A 14,180-nucleotide genomic window follows, 5' to 3' on the forward strand; every position below is an offset into this window, starting at 1 on the left:
AGCGGAAAAAATCGAACGGAACCGATAGCGCTTTGAAGGAGTTGGCGCGTGCCACTCCAAAGGAGCTATCATGGAAGGGACTGCCAACACCGCCGCCGCAACTCAGACCGCGTTTAGCCAGCTAGGAGCTCTGGCGGTCCATTATGGGCTCTCTTTCATAGGCGCGATCGTCCTGCTTGTCGGTGGCTGGATCCTGTCAGGCTTTATCAGCCGCTGGGCCTATAAGGGTTTATCTCGCATCCATGGGATCGACGAGACGCTTGCTCGATTTTTTGAGAAAGTCATTCATTACGGCTTGCTCATTCTCGTTTTCGTGATGGTCCTGGGTCAGTTCGGCGTTCAGACCACGTCCATCATCGCCGCGCTCGGCGCCGCTGGTTTGGCGATCGGACTTGCGCTTCAGGGCACACTGCAGAACATAGCAGCCGGGATTATGCTGCTCGTTTTGCGCCCGTTCCGGGTTGGCGAATATATCGAGACGTCCAGCGTCAAGGGTAAGATCGTGGATGTAGGCCTGTTCGCAACCGAGCTTCGGACCAGCGAGGGCCTCTATCTGATGGCACCAAACTCAACGTTGTGGAACACGCCGATTGTCAACCACAGCCGCGAGCCCGATCGTCGTCAGGAGCTTTCTATTGCAGTCGGCAATGACGTCGACGTCAGGGAGGTAAAAAACACCCTCCTCGAAATCGTCAACGCGGACGATCGTGTCAAGAACCAGCCGGCACCCCGTGTCTATTCCGACGATCTTAGCGCCGACCGAACCACCCTGAAGATCGAATATTGGGCTAAAACGAGCGACTGGACCGAAACTCGGTACGACATGATCGACGCTTTAAAGGGCGGTCTCAGTTCGAGAGGCATCGCTATCAAATAGCACCGCGGCCCCCCGTGACGCCCTTGCAGCGACGTCACCGGATCCTGGACGTCACTCGGCCTCGTCATGCTGGAATGAACCATCGCGCCGAGCGTCGTCCAAAGCAAAACGGCGACAATGTTCAAGGTACGCCGCCTCGTGGACCGCGACGAGGTCTACGACAGCATTCCATAACCACGACGGGGCTTCAAGCGACGACTGTCTGGTCCGCTCCAATTCCGCTTTCCAGCGTATACGGTCGACCGCGTTTAACTGCCGAGAATGCGCTACGCCGACTACACGAGCGAGAAACTCCGCAACCGTGACCGCCTCTTCCTGGCTCAACGTTTCGATCTCGATCTTCAAATCTTGCGGTAGCAATTCACGGACAAAAACCGACCGCTCCAGCAATCGGCCGGAAATCATTCGTGAGCCCAGAAACGGCGACAGCTTTTTTCGCCCCTTGCTTAACGCGTCCGGCGGGATCCAAGGGCATTTCTGCGGTAGGATCGCTCGGCGCGGCCGGCGCCGTCGCCTCTTTCACATCCATCAGGCAATAGCGCCCACTTTTTCCTTTTCCGAATTGAAGGAGCACGGCTATTCGCAGCCGACCAAGCGAGCTGCATCCCTTGCGCCAATAAGCGGCGTCCTTCACGCGAACCCGCTCGTCGCTCCCGCTTCTAAGTGACGCAACAAGCTGTTTCGCCTCCTCGCTCGAGAAGAACCTTTTTACCTCGACGGTTTCCTTTTCAGACAGAGGCCAAAACCGAGATCCAAGGGGGAGGACAGCGTCTCCTTCGATCCGTTCGTCCGCAAGATGCTTCCATGACCTGCGAGACGCGACATGCATTGTGTGTCGTACGACATCGGGCACTTCGATTTCACTGTGATCACTGGCAGCGCCCGGCTCGAACGCGGATGTATAGCCTTCCACCATCTTTTCGATCATCAATGCAGTGATGACGCCTGGCAGGTCTGAAGAACGAGCAGCCATCGCAAGCGATAGGCCGAGACGCACCAGGTCATGAGCGGGGTTGCCGATGACCGTCTGGTCGAGATCCCGGATCTGAATGGCAAGCTTGCCGTTCCCGTTTCCTATCGGGCCGAGATTTCCAACATGACAGTCGCCGCAGATCCAAATCGGCGGGCCATCCGGCAATTCGACCCTGTCGGTCTGTTGCAGCCATTCGTAGAAACGTCGCGTGCTACCGCGCATATAAGCATGCGCCGAGGCAGCCATTTTCCGGTTTTTATGATTAAGGAGAAGGCGAAGGCGGTCCTGCGGCTCGACTATGGTTTTCATGAAGTTTCCAAGGCAGAACGCACTCCGCCAGTAAGGTAAAATCTTGCTTTAGCGAGTGATGCCGAACAGGAACCCAATCGCACCCGCGATCGCGAGCGACTGCCAAGGTTTGTCGCGGATGATATCTCGTGCTCCATCGAGGCGATCGTTCAACCGGCCCACAACCTGATCCTTCAACTCAATGCCTGCATTTTCGGCCCTGCCCTGAAGGCTGAGCAACTCATCCTTCAACGCGGCGATCTCGTCCTCTGCGAAGCTGGTGCCTCTCTCGCGGGCTCGAATTGTTTCCAAAGCTCGGTCAACTAAGGGCGCGGAAACCGTCGAGTTTGCATATGGCTCAGCTGCTGGTGACCTTTGACCGGTGACGGTGCTGGAGATCGAAACAGGGTCTGACGCCGGGAAGGTATTTTCCAGACCTTCCTGTAGTTCGGTTCTCTCTCCTCGGCCGGCGTGCGCTTTCTCGTTTTCGAACGCGATCACTGCGGGTGATTTTGGATCCTGTGGCATGACAACCTCCATTTTTCACATCAACTCGCCGGAGCGGACGTCAGTTCCGCTCCGGAACGAACGCTGTAATTTCCCGTTTGATGGTGTCATTCGAAAGGATAAAGCCATGGAATGGAAGGGTCGTCGTCAGTCAGACAACGTGGAAGACCTCAGAGGTTCTGGAGGCGGGTTCGGTTCACGTGGCGGTGGCTTCAGGATCCCGATTGGAGGCGGCGGGGCTCGTGGCGGCGGGTTGGGTATCGGCGGTATCGTCATGATCCTGATTGTTTGCTGGATCACCGGCATTAATCCACTGACACTTCTCTCAGAAGGCGGAATGGAATTGCCCGGCACTCAGCAGGAAACGGTTAGCGGCACGCCGGCGAACGACGAGACGAAAGCGTTCGTTCGAACGGTCCTGGCAGAGACGGAGGACACATGGAACAACGTGTTCAAAGCGAATGGCGCTGAATATCAGGAGCCGGCATTGGTCCTGTTTTCAGGCCAGGTGCAATCGGCCTGCGGTTTTGCCTCGTCTGCATCTGGTCCGTTCTACTGCCCACAGGATCGAAAGGTCTATCTCGATACAGCTTTCTTCCGCCAGCTTGACCAGCAGTTCGACGCCGCAGGAGATTTCGCGGAGGCCTATGTTGTCGCGCATGAGGTCGGCCACCACGTCCAGAACCTCCTTGGCGTCCTGCCTCGTTTCAATGAAGCTAGGAAAAGAATGAGCGAGGTCGAAGCAAACCAGATGTCCGTGCGCGTCGAGTTGCAGGCAGACTGTTTTGCCGGTGTCTGGGGTAAGCAGACCGATCAAAAGGGGCTGCTTCAAGGCGGCGATCTCGAAGAGGCTCTCAATGCTGCTCAGCAGATTGGCGACGACACGCTGCAGAAGCGTAGTCAGGGCTACGTCGTGCCCGAATCGTTCAACCACGGAACGTCGCAGCAGCGCGTGGCCTGGTTCAAGCGTGGCTTCGACACCGGTGACATGAAGGCGTGTGATACCTTTTCTAGTCCTATCTGAAAACGGTCTTGCCGGTCCTGATCCATGACCAAAATGCGAATGACAAACCGCAGGAGGAATTATAGGTCAGGCCGAACGTATCGCTAAGTTTGAGGAAACCACGCGCGCAGCATTCGAAACCATCCTCCTCATTGAAGACGAGCCCTTCATCCGGTTGGACGCCGTTGACGCTCTCGGCGATGCCGGTTTCGAGATGCTCGTGGCCTCTTCCGCTTGTTCATATGACGGGATCGTCGGGCGGTTTGGCCCTTAAACACAAGATCAGATTGGAAGGCCTACTGTCGGGGGGGGTATTGCGTCGGGGTTGGCGCGGTCTTCTCAAGCCGGTTTGCCCCGCCAGACGCTTTTCTTCGAGAAGCCCTACGACTATTCTCGCATCATTGGAGCGGTTCGCCAGTTGGCCCGGCCGTAGGTGCCGCAACGGCAATGAACCTTCGAGACGAAACCGCATGCCCTTCGGCAGAAACTCAAGCGTGGTTTTGTCGCGGAAAGCGTTTTTAGTCTGACTGATTCCGCTGGACGATGAGCTGCTTGCTGTGACGTCCGTCGATGTCTTTCCGAAAACAGCCATGAACGGTGTGAGTGGCATCACGTAGTTCGAGTTGATGGTGACAACAAACCGCTTTCCGTTTGCTGAGGTCGTCGTTGTGACCGAGGCAATCGTCGCCTTTAAAATATCGTCGGCATCGCCAGCGGGAAGAAGGTGTTTTATTTGTCCTTTAAAAAACGTAAGAGCGAGCTCCTCGCCGCCTCAGACGTCGCGTTGGGATCACGCGCAAGAGATGTAGCAGCTGCCAGGTCCGCAGCATCGGTCGCCTCTTGCAGGTTTCGTTTCGAGACCATTATGTTCGAGATATCGAGTGCAAGACCTGCCGCTCAAAATAGCACAGGTAGCAGAACCGCTGTGAGGATTGCGAAATTACCTCTCCGATCCGCCAGCAGGCGCTTCAACACGATATAGTCCCCATCAAAGTAGATGTCCCTAATATTACAACAAACTTAAAAAGGCTTGAGACTAAGCGGGCTTATTTATGCCAACCGCCCAGTCACGGTTTGTGAATTAGCGGCCCGAGAGGTGTCTGAGTAGTAAATATGACCTGGCAGCACGCATGCGATTTTAAGTAATAGATAAAGATAGGTCGATTTCTTGCGAAATAACTCGATCAATATCTTTTAATCGTCTGGTTCCGTTGAAGGGATGTGAACCTGCGACCAGCGATATGATCTGATCTGATCTGATCTGATCTGATCTAAGTAGAATCGGCAAATGGTCAATCAAGTGGCAACAGTTGAATTGAGGCAGATTTAGGCTGTCGTTTTCGCAGTCAATTAAAGTTTAGTCATCTGGATGAAGTGGTTGGCTATCGCCGACCTTTTACGAGTGAAATCACCTCGCCTAAGCTACAGGGCTCCCGCAAACGGCCATCCTAGGGCCTACTCCCAAAATGATGCGTCCTCAGTGGCGTATTTCTCTGGCGTTCCGCCATCGCTCACGTAAACCGACCAATAGCTAGGAGCGACATCGGCAGCGTAGCCACCCGGATCGCGACCGAATGGCAGCCTGCCGTCCCGAAAGCCAATGGCGATCACCGCCCGGATGAAGCGGTTCCTGAATTGATCTTCAGTCAGATCAGGATAAATTCGCGCGTGCGTCATGCTGCTGAACCGCAATCCGATAACACGAGAACGTCAGCAATCCGCGACCTCTGACTTCCGACTAGCGAGGTGCCCCCAAAGACTAGGTCGACTGCGGCTTTGAAACTCGCCATTCGAACGCTCTCCGCTTCAAGGAGGCAAGCTTAGCCGTTTTGCAGTAGCTTATTCCACTGGGTACGGTGGCGTACATTTGGTCGGAGATCGTGGCAGCTTCGCGGTCCAGCATCAATTAGGTTGATGGAGCGACTGGCTGACCGATATCTCAGCGCCTGCGGCAGAATAGCGACAGGCCAGCACTGAGCAGGCGCGGCGCCGACCAAAATGTGTCTGAGACGGGACGCTTGACGCTGATCTCGGGAAGCGTCTCGACGGGATTGATCGGGGCAGGAACAAGCTCTTCCTTTGTCGGGGCAGCTCGCATCCCCATGCCCCACTCGAAGGCGGGGACGTAGCCGCCTTTTGGTTTGGTTATTACAACCGGTTCGCCTGGACCGGAGACAAGATAATAGTGCTCGATCCCCCGCCTGATCCGTCCGGCTTCTATGCGTACCGCTGGATCAGACTGCGCATCGAAGTTGCGCCTCCCGAATAGAGCAGCGTCCCTATCTCCGCGCTGAAACGCTTCGACCGCTGCGATCTCGAGTTTGTCGAGTTCTTCCGCATCCGCTTCAATCTTTCTCAGTACGTTGGCCTCGGCCTGTGGCAGCCCTTTTCATAAGAGTCGCTCTGTCGCCATTTCCCGGCGTCGCTCACTCTCCTCGTCGGCGCAGAATGCGTTGAGATGACGTTCTTCGCTGCGCATCACGAACAGCCTCGCTCGTCGGATCGGACCTCCGCGCCAAGTGCGAGCTCTTCCGCCATACTATCCAGTGTCAGATGTTCTTCGACCGCGACGCTTCTTCGACCGCGCTGCGGGTTGACATGATGAAGGCCCCGCCGGAAAAAGCCGTCAAAACGACCGTAACCTCGTAAGCCCAGTTGTTTGTCCTTTGCAGCATTGAGATCCGCTGATTTAGAGGGAACTAAATAGAACCTGCATTGTTTGAAGGGCGCGATCAGGCTTGAACCACCTGATCCACCTCCAGAAGTCGCTGGTACAGGTCCAATCTCCTCCATTCGATTGGACCTGTACGTGCCGCTTTAGAGTTTCCCCGAACCTCAACTAGACCCGCTCGGCGGGTCTTTTTGTTCTGCCTGATGATCGGAAAATCTTACTAGCTTAACATCTCGCGAACGCTTGTGGACGAAGCGTGGCTATCACCGGAACAGAATGCTCAAGCAAAGTCTGAACGGTACGCCAGCGTACATTCAAAAGAGGAGTTCGACACTCTATCAGGAAAGGATTATATACCAACTATCGTTACCAACCGGGACCGTTGGCGGTGGCGACTGAGGGTTACTAAGTGCGCTCGCCTTCGAAGAAGAGAGAGGAGCGTCATGCCTTCTTCCTTAAACGACAACAGCCATTCTCGTAGTTTCGACCTGCGCCCAATGTTGCGCGAGTGGGCATCAAGGTTCACACAGGACGCAAATCTCCGAGAGCGCATCGTGGACGCGACCATCTTTAAAGTCGCAGACGCGCCCGAGCGACTTAGTGGCTCATCCATCAGGAGATCGCTCTACAAGATCGTCGTTCGGACAGCGCAGGAAACTGTTGCGTCGATAGACCGGCGCAAGGGACCACTCGATGTAGAGATGTATCCGGACGGCGAGTTTTACGTTGTGCGCTTGGCAGACGGCCAAAAGTCTGAAGAGATGAAATTCATCAGCGAACGATCAGCGCGCAAGTACCTGAGAACACTCAAGCGGCGGTCTGTGATCACTCGGAAGGCGAAGCCCAATTAAGTTGCTTGCGGCTCTTCGTTCGTGAGCCGTCCCACCACTTCGTTTGCTTGATCAATCGCCTCATGTAATTGCATCAGGGGCTTAGAGAGTTCAATGAGGGCTTCTGCTTCCACTTTGACCTCACGTCGTTATTGCGCGAGGGTCAACCCTTTCCGGGCGTCCGCTTACGCTCTTCCTCCGACGTTTTGCTAGTGTCTACCTTCTCGGTGTATCGCCCGTCGCGACTGACGTTGAGCCGTCCTTGTTCCGTCCTGTTGACCAACCCGTTGGGACCGGCTTCTGAAATTTCCGAGTAGGTTGAACAGCGTCGTTCGATAAATCTATTGGCTTTTTGCCATCTTGCTCAGCGATCTGGCTCAACAAGGGGCCCGGGAGATAGTTCCCGCAGGTCTGCAAACGCCCCCGACGATTCCACTCGCCCAAAGCGACATTACCCCTCGATCGTTAAGAGACTGAGCGATATAGACGTCGGCATGTCAGAAGAAGAATTCCGTTGTCGTTTCGTGCAGGCAGTCGTGACGAAATGCTTCCAGAGCGGAAAGTTGCCATTTGGGCGAAACCCAGGTGAGTACACCGAGGAGGTCGCGGCGAGCTATTGGCTGGAGTTTCTAAGCGACGGTGGGACACCTGAAAAATACGCTGACGAAGACTCGTTGTTCTGGATCTGACTGACCCCGCCCCCCTGACATCGTCCCATGCGACCCACGACGCGGAACTATTCTCAACGAGCAAGGTTCGAGCCATGTAGGGTCAACGAGGAAACAATCCAAATGTTGAAAATTCTTGCGGTAACAGCGCTGTCGATCGGTCTGGCAACTTCGGCACTGGCTCAGAGCTCGAGCGGCGGCAACAACGGTGGCGGAGGCAACAACAGCGGAAGCGGCGGCAACAGCAGTGGGACCAGCAGCGATAGCAACTCGTCTGGTGCGAATAATTCTGGCGGGATGAGCAATTCCGGCAATCAAGGAAAAGACATGGGTAGCTCGAATACCAATTGCGGTGCTCCCGGTGGCACTCAGGGCGCAGCCCAGTCTCAGCAGAATAACGGCGGCAGCACTAATCCGGGCGCGGGTACGGCAGGAACTTCCTGCTAAAACCAGCGCTTAAAAGTGCAAGGGAAAAGGCCTCGTTTCAACGGGGCTTTTTTATCGGCGGATTGCTTCACTGCCCTGACATCAAAATGCCCCGCTGCGGCTTTGGGATCGCAGCGGGGCCGGCCTTATTCTCGATGTGTACGCAACAAGAGTCTGGCGGCCATCTAACGGCGAACACCGCAAAAGGTTCCGTTTCTTTTCGCCACCGCCCTGACATCGAGTAGATGGCCGGCCCAAGCATTTTCCACTGCCGATGGAACTCGGGATCCTGAGGCAGGTTAGCGGCTAGGATTGGCAGACACCGCTGATCCGCAACAAGCACGGTGCAAGTCTGGCCTTTCACTCGGGCTGGACTTGCATCTTTCAGTTAAGCTTCCCAGGAATTTGTTCTGCGGCTTAGCTTAAATAAACCTCTCTCCCAGCGATGCACGGTGGTCGAGAAAGGGCAGACCATCCGAAGAAGAGTGTCGGGTATCGTATGTAGGCGGATTAACGTGGACGGGCTAAGGAATGTGATTTAGGCTCTGCTTACGAACGCTGGCGCGAGCAGCTGGCGGCGTTGACTTGGGGGCTTTTGCGCCTTCGCCACCTATGAAAGGGGCACGATGATTTCTTACTATCCAGACGCAGATCGGCGGCAAACGTCGGACCTCCGCCCGATGCTTCACAGATGGGCGGCACGCTACACATGCGATGCCCACTTGCGCGAGCAGCTCGTGTCAGCGACCGTTTTCACTCTCGCGGAAGATCCTTATCTCATTGATCGTGACCACGTTCGGAGATCTGTCCTGAAGGTGCTGGTTCGCATTGCGAGAGAAGCAATGAGTAAGACCGATTGGCGCAAAGGACCGTTCGATGTCGAATTGTATCCTGAGGGCGAGCGCTACATCGTTCGATTGAGGAAAGGATATATTATAGAGAAGATGCGCTTCATCAACCGGCGCTGCGCCAGTGATTACGTAAAAGCACTCAAGAAGCGGTCGCTTGTTCGCAAAGAATTGCGACTTGACTGCTAAGACCGTTTTACCGGGTGGACATTAACTTCGCCACCACGGTCGAGAAAAATGAGTCATCATCAAATGGGACAGTGACTAGCAGCACGTCTGCAAGGGTAACCGTATCTAAGTCGCCCTCTCGGCTCGCAATCTGACGGATTCCAATTCGACGTCCCTGCGCGAAGTCTTGAACCGCGAGCGTGCACAATGACGCGAACGCTTCTGTTCTCGCGGCCGCAAGATCAGCAAAGGGGCTTCCTTCCGGATCAAGAGCACTCCAATCGGCATAGACTGCATTTAGGTGAAAATTCTGCATGTAAACCCTTTCTCTCTAGGGTCAACATCCCGCTTCTTCATCTTGTTCCGGTTGTATCTGGCTTAAATCCGCCTAAACCCCCGCTTGCTTGCAGAACTTAGCGACCGCCGAGATGTTAGTGAGCGTGTCCTGCCAACCGGTTGGCCGACAGCCCGCCACCTTCTCCGGCCACTCGCAAATCCCATCCGCGTTCACATATCCTATCCAATGGGCGCTCGTCAGGTGGTCGAACTCAAGGAAGACCAGTTTGTTGGCAGCTAACGAAGACACAGGTCGCCAAACCATCTCGAATCCCTCTCGCTCAGTACTTACCGCGATCGGTATATGCCAAGACTTGCTTAAAGCTGGCCGCGTCACAGGGGCTTGATTGGATCGGCCACCGCCCTGACATCAGGTGAACAGTGGGCCGGACTAAAACGCTGTCCGGCCCTTTCAGCTGTCCAAGAGGGGTAATGACAGCTACCGGAGGATGGTCGAATTTGCTTGCGCGAAGCTGCTCACTTTGAAGACCAATACCGGTGTTCGTTATCATTAGACGGTTCTACGAACACGTGATCCAATATTTCGTCAGCATAGACGAACACAATATCGGGCTCAGCTGGGCGGATGGAAAGCGGCACATTTTTTACGGGTGTCTTCGGGCGCTTCCGAAATGTAAGTCTCGGAGAACGGACAGTATAAAGCCTTTTGCCTGCCATAATATGCCTCGCGATTGAACGAGGTAATATTCAGGTAACTATCTAGGTCCGCAAGAGACTATTCGAATAATAGTAAGCGTGAAGGCTCAATTCTGCTGCTGCTGCCCTAAAATAAAAAGCCCCGCTACAACTTCGTGGGAAGTAGCGGAGCTTGTTACCCAGCCCCGGAGCGGACGCAACGAGGGTTTGGCGGGTTAAAACTACGAAGGCCGTGAAAAGGTTCCGCTGCCCACCCAGAATCTAATGGATGGACCCCGTATGAGAAGTCCGCCAGAACCAAACACTCCAACCGGTACCTCGATAGGCCCCGCAAACAGCGTCTGTCTCAAGCATCGCAACCGCTTCCATTGCCTCAGCATACACATCCACATTGTCGACTATATCACCGATGAGCTCGGCAATCGTTAGATCACGGACGAAGGATAGGGTCGGGCTTTCAAAGCCAGCGTGCACAATTTCGCTCATTTCCGCAATCTGCTGTCGTAATATCAACTGGGTGCCCGCACCGCTTCGGTTGATGCAGCAACATGTAAAATGCTTAGAGATTACTGTAGTTGGAAGGAGACTAGCCTCCATTGCACCCACACAATCGATATAGCCGTGATACATCGGAGAGGAAAGAGTGCGAGACCGTACACGCAAATTGCCCCTCGGGTGGTTCCGAGGGGCTAGAAAGACTGCAAGTCAGAGGCGCGCCAAAAACGGCACACAACCAGGAAGCCACAAGAATTGACTTTTGTCCATTACGGGAGAAGGCACCGATCACCCGACAGCCATGTTCAAAGATAGATCGCAGCCACCGGCTCGCTATCTCTTGACTGGACAGGTACTACTGTCATTGGGGACACTGCGATTGGGAAGGGACCAGCCTAACATCAAGGCCGATAAGCTACTCACCTGGTGGCGCTCCCACGGAACGCCACCGTTGAAACACTGGTCTTGAAAGGATGTGAACCGGTGACCTGACAAAACTCCTTCTAATAGAACACAGGACAAGGCCCCAAGCTCAAGGCCAGCGGATTCGGCGACTTGCCGCCGACGATTCCGACAAACGGACCGTTGCGAAGAAGCTCGGAGGTAACGACCCACAGAGAAGGAATTCCTCACCGACTGGTCGTGATAACAGTCAGGAAAGAAGTCATAGGGGTCACAGTCTAAGCTTCGCCTCTTGCACGCATACCGACGCATTCGATCAGCCGGTAAGCCCTTTCGCGGAACGCACCCCTAGACTTAAAGCCCGCACTCAACAGCACGCTTAAGGTTACGCCAACCATGTCCGCGATATGAGAGGTGATTTAAAGGATCTAATAAAGACCACGCTGTAGGCTTTGACGTAAGGCAGGCAGAGCAATGCAGATCGATTTACAAACCCTTTGGTACTTAACCGTCGGAACGCTGCTGGTGTCAGCGTCGCTTCTCCTTTGGGAAAGGCAAGCTCATCCAGGTCGCGCACGCGTGATCGGTGTTCTGGCCACGGCACTCTTCGCGTTCGTTCTCGGCAGCATGCTTGCAATGAACCGCAGCCACTTTCCGGTCGCGCTCGGCATGGGGGCGACCAACATCCTAATGATGTTCGGCTATCTTCTGGTCCTTAACGCCAGCGCCGCCTTGGACGGTCACCGCTATTTCTGGTCGTCCGTCGCAGCGCTAAGCTTCCTAGCCATCGTCTGGGCGATCGCTGGCACGCACTTTCCTGCCGCCTTCTGGAACCATGTCTCGTCTATCCCCATCGCGCTGACCTGCGGCCTGACAGCATGGATACTTCTACGCAGCCCCACGATCCAGCAATTGCGGTCCCGTCCGATCGCCGTATCGATCTCGGCCGTCCATACCGTGTTCTACCTTGGTCGGGCGTTTATTGCCCCTGTTCTCGTTCAGCAGTACGGGCAAGATATTATCTCGATCGTCGGGAAGGCGACGATGTACGAGGCCGTCTTGTACTCGGTCGCGATGCCGATGTCCTTTCTGATGATTATTCGAGAGGAGGAAAAGCTCCAGCTGCTCCGCATGTCACAAACCGATCAGCTGACTGGGCTTGCAAACCGTCACGCCTTTTTTGAGCAGGCAGATCGGATCCTACGGGAGCGGCATGGTGACCCCGTCTCCCTACTCGCCTTCGACCTCGATCATTTCAAGGCGATCAACGACCGTCACGGACATCCAACCGGAGATAAGGTTCTGCAGCTGTTCGCCGAAACCGCACGCGAAGAAGCGGGCCCCGACGCGCTTATTGCCCGGCTGGGCGGTGAGGAATTCGCTGCGCTTCTGCCACGATGCGACCATTCCCAAGCTCTCAGTCGCGGCTCGGCGATCGCAAGCCGGTTTGCCAAAGCAGCCGCTCGGGCAGAGGGCTTGAAAACCCGGGCCACCGTCAGTATTGGCCTTGCGGCACCGGACTGCCACGACCTCGCCGGGATGCTTGCAAGCGCCGATGGCGCGCTCTACCGGGCGAAGGCCCTTGGGCGGAATCGCGTTGAAACCACAGGACCAAACGAATTGCTGCTGCAACCGCAAGCCGATCCCTTGCATCGTCAGTTGCGGGTAGTGGCGACGGAGGCGTCCTAACTCGATGTAGCGCTTTTGGACAAGCGCGCCTTGAGTGCAATCAAACAGTCTTTCACCTAGAGAGAATGACCTAGGTTAAGGTATTTAAGCCGGAGAAACGATTTATTTCTACAGCAACAGCGAGTAGCGGGTATGCCGTCGTTCGCCCGTGCGCGTCAGGGCACCGATCTCCACGAGATGCTGAAGATCGCGTGTCGCTGTTGCGCGGGATGTGCCTGTGATCGAGATGTAGTTTTCAGCACTTAGCCCCCCCTCGAAGCCTGCCGTGCCTTCCTTGAAAATGCGCGCGATCACCTTTTCCTGCCGCTCGTTCAGTTTGCCTTGAAAACGGTCGTAGAACTTTGTTTTCTTGATGAAGAAATCTACGCGCTCAAGCGTTGCACGTTGAGCATCCAGGATCGTTTCCGAGAAAAAAATGACCCAATCGGTGATGTCGAGTGTACGCTGGTGGCGCTCAAGTTCGGAATAGTAGGCCTTTCGGTTCTTCTCGATTGTGAAGGCGAGCGATATGAGACTTGGCTGCCCTATGTTTTGCGCCAGGGATTTCTCAGCAAGCGCCCGCCCAATTCGGCCATTGCCATCCTCAAATGGATGTATGCTTTCAAAGTAAAGATGGCCGATAGCTGCGCGCGCCAAAGCTTGAAGCGGAGTTTCATTGGTTGGCCCAGATTGATTGAACCATGCGATGAAGGTCTCCATCTCAACTGTAACCTGACGAGATGGGGGAGCCTCGAAATGGATTGTGGGCTTGTCCAATCGACCTGACACGATCTGCATGGCGTCTTCATGCTTGCGGTAAGCACCAACCGTTTCGATATATCGATTTCCTGCCATCAGCATTGAGTGCCAGTGGAACAGTTTTTCATGGTGCAGCGGCCCGTGCCAGCTTCGATAGACGTCAGCCATCATCTCGGCGATCCCCCGCTCCTGGGGACGGACCTGTCGATCATCGCTATTGAGCCCGAACTGCCGGCGGAGTGATGATTGGACGCTTACGCGGTCGAGAAACTCCCCCTCGATCTCTGAGGTCTTGATCGCTTCGTCGCTCAACAATTCAATGCGAAGCTGGCTGCTGTCGTCCTCGTCGAAATGCCGAACGGCACCGATGACTTCGCCGGCGGATTGCAGGAATTTCTGCTCCAATGGTAAGAGGCTTGCAGCTTCGTACCTGAAGTTTGGCCAATCGGCGCTCTGCCAGTTCCACTGCATGAGTTATAGCCCATATTTCTATAACTCAGAAATATCCACGTATATGAGCCATGGCAAGCCTATCTATCGCTCAGCTATAAAAATCCCACGTGCTTCACTGCAGCGTGACAATCTGAAAAAGCTGCCTTTTGCC

10 protein-coding genes and 2 pseudogenes are annotated in these 14,180 nt (G+C 55.0%); 6 read left to right on the top strand and 6 right to left on the bottom strand.

Annotated elements, in window-relative coordinates; genetic code table 11:
* Positions 1-67: 67 nt before the first annotated feature.
* Complete coding sequence (locus tag HNQ72_RS26520; protein WP_373289509.1) at positions 68-877, top strand: mechanosensitive ion channel family protein; 810 nt, start codon at positions 68-70, stop codon at positions 875-877.
* Positions 878-928: 51 nt separating this feature from the next.
* On the opposite strand, the pseudogene HNQ72_RS26525 reads toward HNQ72_RS26520, so the two are convergent.
* Both HNQ72_RS26525 and HNQ72_RS26530 read right to left on the bottom strand, forming a co-directional pair.
* Positions 929-2,159, bottom strand: a pseudogene (locus tag HNQ72_RS26525) (DUF2252 family protein).
* Positions 2,160-2,207: 48 nt separating this feature from the next.
* On the bottom strand, positions 2,208-2,666 hold the full coding sequence (locus HNQ72_RS26530; protein ID WP_183996992.1) for an ElaB/YgaM/YqjD family protein: 459 nt from the start codon (positions 2,664-2,666) through the stop codon (positions 2,208-2,210).
* A 106-nt stretch (positions 2,667-2,772) separates the two neighbouring features.
* Here HNQ72_RS26530 and ypfJ point away from each other — a divergent pair, with 106 nt between their 5' ends.
* Entirely contained in the window at positions 2,773-3,669 is an 897-nt protein-coding gene (ypfJ, locus tag HNQ72_RS26535; protein ID WP_183997228.1) for a KPN_02809 family neutral zinc metallopeptidase, read from the top strand.
* Between the two features lie 708 nt (positions 3,670-4,377).
* Here the strand turns inward: ypfJ and HNQ72_RS31400 are convergent.
* Both HNQ72_RS31400 and HNQ72_RS31015 read right to left on the bottom strand, forming a co-directional pair.
* Positions 4,378-4,533 (bottom strand): annotated as a pseudogene (locus HNQ72_RS31400) (hypothetical protein); the annotation flags it as partial.
* A 1,664-nt stretch (positions 4,534-6,197) separates the two neighbouring features.
* Positions 6,198-6,323: a hypothetical protein gene (locus HNQ72_RS31015; RefSeq protein ID WP_280518295.1), complete on the bottom strand. Its 126-nt coding sequence runs from the start codon at positions 6,321-6,323 to the stop codon at positions 6,198-6,200.
* Positions 6,324-6,762: 439 nt separating this feature from the next.
* Here HNQ72_RS31015 and HNQ72_RS26545 point away from each other — a divergent pair, with 439 nt between their 5' ends.
* From HNQ72_RS26545 to HNQ72_RS26555, 3 genes are all read left to right on the top strand, one after another.
* Positions 6,763-7,170, top strand: coding sequence for a hypothetical protein (locus tag HNQ72_RS26545; RefSeq protein WP_183996996.1), 408 nt, complete (start codon positions 6,763-6,765; stop codon positions 7,168-7,170).
* A 770-nt stretch (positions 7,171-7,940) separates the two neighbouring features.
* Positions 7,941-8,264, top strand: coding sequence for an oxidoreductase (locus tag HNQ72_RS26550; RefSeq protein ID WP_183996998.1), 324 nt, complete (start codon positions 7,941-7,943; stop codon positions 8,262-8,264).
* Positions 8,265-9,085: 821 nt separating this feature from the next.
* Positions 9,086-9,280 carry a hypothetical protein gene (locus tag HNQ72_RS26555; protein ID WP_183997000.1) on the top strand — a complete coding sequence of 65 codons (195 nt, stop codon included), beginning with the start codon at positions 9,086-9,088 and terminating at the stop codon, positions 9,278-9,280.
* A 7-nt stretch (positions 9,281-9,287) separates the two neighbouring features.
* On the opposite strand, the gene HNQ72_RS30445 is transcribed toward HNQ72_RS26555, so the two are convergent.
* Positions 9,288-9,575, bottom strand: a complete 288-nt coding sequence (locus HNQ72_RS30445) for a hypothetical protein (protein WP_188868375.1) — start codon at positions 9,573-9,575, stop codon at positions 9,288-9,290.
* A 2,048-nt stretch (positions 9,576-11,623) separates the two neighbouring features.
* Here HNQ72_RS30445 and HNQ72_RS26560 point away from each other — a divergent pair.
* Positions 11,624-12,838, top strand: a complete 1,215-nt coding sequence (locus tag HNQ72_RS26560) for a GGDEF domain-containing protein (RefSeq protein ID WP_183997002.1) — start codon at positions 11,624-11,626, stop codon at positions 12,836-12,838.
* 108 nt (positions 12,839-12,946) lie between these two features.
* Here HNQ72_RS26560 and HNQ72_RS26565 read toward each other — a convergent pair whose 3' ends face one another.
* Positions 12,947-14,047, bottom strand: coding sequence for a Fic family protein (locus HNQ72_RS26565; RefSeq protein ID WP_183997004.1), 1,101 nt, complete (start codon positions 14,045-14,047; stop codon positions 12,947-12,949).
* Positions 14,048-14,180: the final 133 nt, after the last annotated feature.

Origin of the sequence: Aliirhizobium wenxiniae (assembly GCF_014201355.1) — a bacterium.
Classification (GTDB): Bacteria; Pseudomonadota; Alphaproteobacteria; order Rhizobiales; family Rhizobiaceae; genus Neorhizobium; species Neorhizobium wenxiniae.

Excerpts from the sequence above, each read along its gene's own strand:
- HNQ72_RS26530 (WP_183996992.1), bottom strand. The coding sequence starts at position 2,666 with ATGCCACAGGATCCAAAATCACCCGCAGTGATCGCGTTCGAAAACGAG.
- ypfJ (WP_183997228.1), top strand. The coding sequence starts at position 2,773 with ATGGAATGGAAGGGTCGTCGTCAGTCAGACAACGTGGAAGACCTCAGA.
- HNQ72_RS31015 (WP_280518295.1), bottom strand. The coding sequence starts at position 6,323 with ATGCTGCAAAGGACAAACAACTGGGCTTACGAGGTTACGGTCGTTTTG.
- HNQ72_RS26545 (WP_183996996.1), top strand. The coding sequence starts at position 6,763 with ATGCCTTCTTCCTTAAACGACAACAGCCATTCTCGTAGTTTCGACCTG.
- HNQ72_RS26550 (WP_183996998.1), top strand. The coding sequence starts at position 7,941 with ATGTTGAAAATTCTTGCGGTAACAGCGCTGTCGATCGGTCTGGCAACT.
- HNQ72_RS26555 (WP_183997000.1), top strand. The coding sequence starts at position 9,086 with ATGAGTAAGACCGATTGGCGCAAAGGACCGTTCGATGTCGAATTGTAT.
- HNQ72_RS30445 (WP_188868375.1), bottom strand. The coding sequence starts at position 9,575 with ATGCAGAATTTTCACCTAAATGCAGTCTATGCCGATTGGAGTGCTCTT.
- HNQ72_RS26560 (WP_183997002.1), top strand. The coding sequence starts at position 11,624 with ATGCAGATCGATTTACAAACCCTTTGGTACTTAACCGTCGGAACGCTG.
- HNQ72_RS26565 (WP_183997004.1), bottom strand. The coding sequence starts at position 14,047 with ATGCAGTGGAACTGGCAGAGCGCCGATTGGCCAAACTTCAGGTACGAA.